The organism is Streptomyces odonnellii, assembly GCF_000981895.1.
Lineage (GTDB): Bacteria > Actinomycetota > Actinomycetes > Streptomycetales > Streptomycetaceae > Streptomyces > Streptomyces odonnellii.
In genome coordinates this window covers 1-2,724 of the sequence record NZ_LATD01000057.1, presented here as the reverse complement: position 1 = coordinate 2,724, position 2,724 = coordinate 1, and the positions used below count along the sequence as shown (strand labels likewise).

3 protein-coding genes are annotated in these 2,724 nt (G+C 69.4%); 1 reads left to right on the top strand and 2 read right to left on the bottom strand.

The window, feature by feature from the left end; genetic code table 11:
- Positions 1-598: MmyB family transcriptional regulator (locus WH07_RS07475; protein WP_046496821.1), on the top strand; the 598-nt coding region annotated here is incomplete at its 5' end.
- Between the two features lie 262 nt (positions 599-860).
- Here the strand turns inward: WH07_RS07475 and WH07_RS07470 are convergent.
- Complete coding sequence (locus WH07_RS07470) at positions 861-1,628, bottom strand: hypothetical protein (protein WP_046496818.1); 768 nt, start codon at positions 1,626-1,628, stop codon at positions 861-863.
- Positions 1,629-2,049: 421 nt separating this feature from the next.
- On the bottom strand, positions 2,050-2,661 hold the full coding sequence (locus WH07_RS07465; protein ID WP_046496815.1) for a TIGR04222 domain-containing membrane protein: 612 nt from the start codon (positions 2,659-2,661) through the stop codon (positions 2,050-2,052).
- Between the last annotated feature and the right edge of the window lie 63 nt (positions 2,662-2,724).

The following is a 2,724-nucleotide window of genomic DNA, read 5'->3' as shown; positions in this document are numbered from 1 at the left end:
CCCCACCCCGGCACGCCGCGCCCCCAGCAGCCCGCAGCGGGTCCGCCCCGGCCTGCACCTCATGCTCCACACCCTCGACCATGTGCCCGCCTTCATCATCGGGCGACGTACCGACGTCCTGGCCTCCAACCGCCTCGCCCGCGCGATCCTGACCGACTTCGACGCTCTCCCCGCGCCCCGCCGCAACCTCGCCCGCTACTACCTGCTGGACCCCGCGGCCCGCGAACGGGTCGGCGACTGGGACCGGATCGCCGCCGAAACCGTCGCCATGCTGCGCCTGGAAGCCGGCCGCTACCCCCACGACCGGCAGCTCGCCGATCTCGTCGGCGAACTCACCCTGCACTCAGCGGAGTTCAGCACCTGGTGGAACGACCATCGCGTGCTGCGCCGCACCCACGGCACCAAGCACTACCACCACCCCCTCGTCGGCGACCTGCACTTCTCCTACGAGTCCTTCCAGGCACCCGGTGACACCGACCAGACGATGTGCGTCTACAACGTCGAACCCGGATCTCCCACCGCCGAGGCCCTCCAGCTCCTCAGCAGCTGGACCGCTCCCCAGCACGACGCACCGGCCCTGCGGCCGGACGTCCAGTAACCGAACGCGCGCGTGGACCTTGTCCCACGGCCCGGGTCACCACCGGACGGCCTGCCTGGTACGGCCCTGATCGTCGGCGATGGTCCCCATGGTGGTGACGGCCGCTCCGTCCGGGTCCCCGGCCATGACTGCCGCGCGAAACAGCGTTCGGTGCACCCACGCGGCGGAACAGCGCGACAGCGTGGAAAAGCGGTACCACCGCGGGATCCGGTGGTACCGCTCTGTTCCTGAGGCGTGCCTATGGCGTGCTTCTTCGGGCCGGCTACCGGACGTCGACGTAGTCGGCGGCGGCCGTGGCCGCGGCGGTGGACGTCGTACCGGCGTAGGCAAGGCGCCAGTATCCGTCGGCGGAGGCGCCGACCGTGGTCTTCAGCGCGCCGCTGCTGCTGGACGTGATGGTCTTGACGTTGACGTACTTGGTCGTTCCGGCCTTACGGAACTGGAGCACCACCTTCTGGCTTCCATAGCCGACGGCCTTGTGCGTCTCCCAGTTGGCCACGGCCAGTGAGCCGGTGACGGTGACGGGCTTGCCCTTCTTCACCGGCTCCGGCGCGGCGTTGACCGTCAGCTTGGTGGCGCGCAGCACCTTGAAGGTGAGGGCGGGGTCCTTCTGTATGTAGTGGCCGTCCATGCCGTTGGCGTAGGCCCACATCTTCCAGGTTCCGGCGTGCGAGTTCTTGATGGCGTCGAAGGTGTCGTTCAGGGTGCATGTGTAGACCGGGACGGCGTGCTTGCCGCAGATGGGAAGGATCACGCCCCAGTCGTTACGGCTGATGTTCGTGCCGTGGTAGAGGATTCCGCCGGCGTCGCTGATGCCCTTCGGATCGGAGACGGTCATCTTGACCGTCACGGGCGTTCTGCCGGAGACACCGAGCACAATCGGCTTGCCCCCGTTGACCACCACACTGGAGATCCGGGTGTCGCCGTAAACGATGTCGGCCTGCGCGGCCGGCACGGTGAGTGCCGACAGGGCCAGGGCGCCGGTGACGGCGGTGGCGACGGCCAGTGTGGAACGCGTACGTGTGTACATGGATACCCCCACATCAGATGATCCCGCCGAACCCCCCGGCGGGTGACTGTGACGTCAACCCGAGTGTGCGCAGGCCCCAGCGCCCCGGCGAGGGTCTGCCGGCGAGCGTCGAGGGCCCGTCGTTCCCCTGTTGCCGGACACGGACATCGTCACCGGACTCACCCGCCGACAGCCCCGTACGTTCATCGACCACGGGACACCGCCACCGGGCTCCGAAGATCGGAGCCGACGTGGGCGCACTGCGGACAGCCGGGTCGTCAGTCCGATCTCCAGGTTTTCGACAGGCATCCGCCCGTTGCCGACCTGCTTCGCGCTGTCGGTTTCCTACGGCTTGACGGCGCCGGCATGACGGGGCCGGCTTGACGGGGCTGTTCGCCGTGGACCTGGTCAGGTCGCAGTCGAGCTGGATGGATCCATACGTTCAGTCGCCACCGCCACCGCCACCCCCACCGCAGGAGTGACCCGAGCCGCCGTGCGTATCGGAGTCGTGGTGGGAATCGTGGTCGGAGTCGAGCGCTTTGCCCAGCCGGATCAGGGACTTGCCCAGCCCGGAGGGAAGTTCGGCTCCCCTGATCACGCGGCTCAGCCGCCGGTCCGGGACGGCCGCGGGGCCCTCGAAGACGTACGCGGGGAGGACTCCCTCCCGTACGGCGGCCTCCAGGCTCCGCCGGCCGGCCTGAGTGAGGCGGTGCCGGTAGCGCGTGCGCAGACCGTACGCGACCAGCCGCCGTTCGATCGCTGCCGTCTCGGCGCCGCGTCCCACATCGGCGAGTACCGATGCCACACTCCTGCTCCTGGGGCAGAGCGCGACGAGGGCCTGTTCGACGGGATGCTCCGCTCCTCCGTCGGCCGACCCGTCCGTGCTCTCCGCCGCGCGCACCCGCTGCCCGAGGACCGTGATGACGCCCCGCCCGTGCAGCCCTACAAGCGCGGTTTCCGCCACGCGCCTTGCCCCGCCCGCGAGATGGGCGATGTCGTATCGGTCCAGTACCGGCGTGTCCGCCGTGGCCCGCCGCTGGAATATGGTCCCCATCGTTGATGATCCCCCCCGCCCCTCCGGCCCTGCGACTTCCCCTGTCATCAGTGTCGTCGGATC

Coding starts and splice junctions, on each gene's coding strand:
- WH07_RS07470 (WP_046496818.1), bottom strand. CDS start 1,628: ATGTACACACGTACGCGTTCCACACTGGCCGTCGCCACCGCCGTCACC.
- WH07_RS07465 (WP_046496815.1), bottom strand. CDS start 2,661: ATGGGGACCATATTCCAGCGGCGGGCCACGGCGGACACGCCGGTACTG.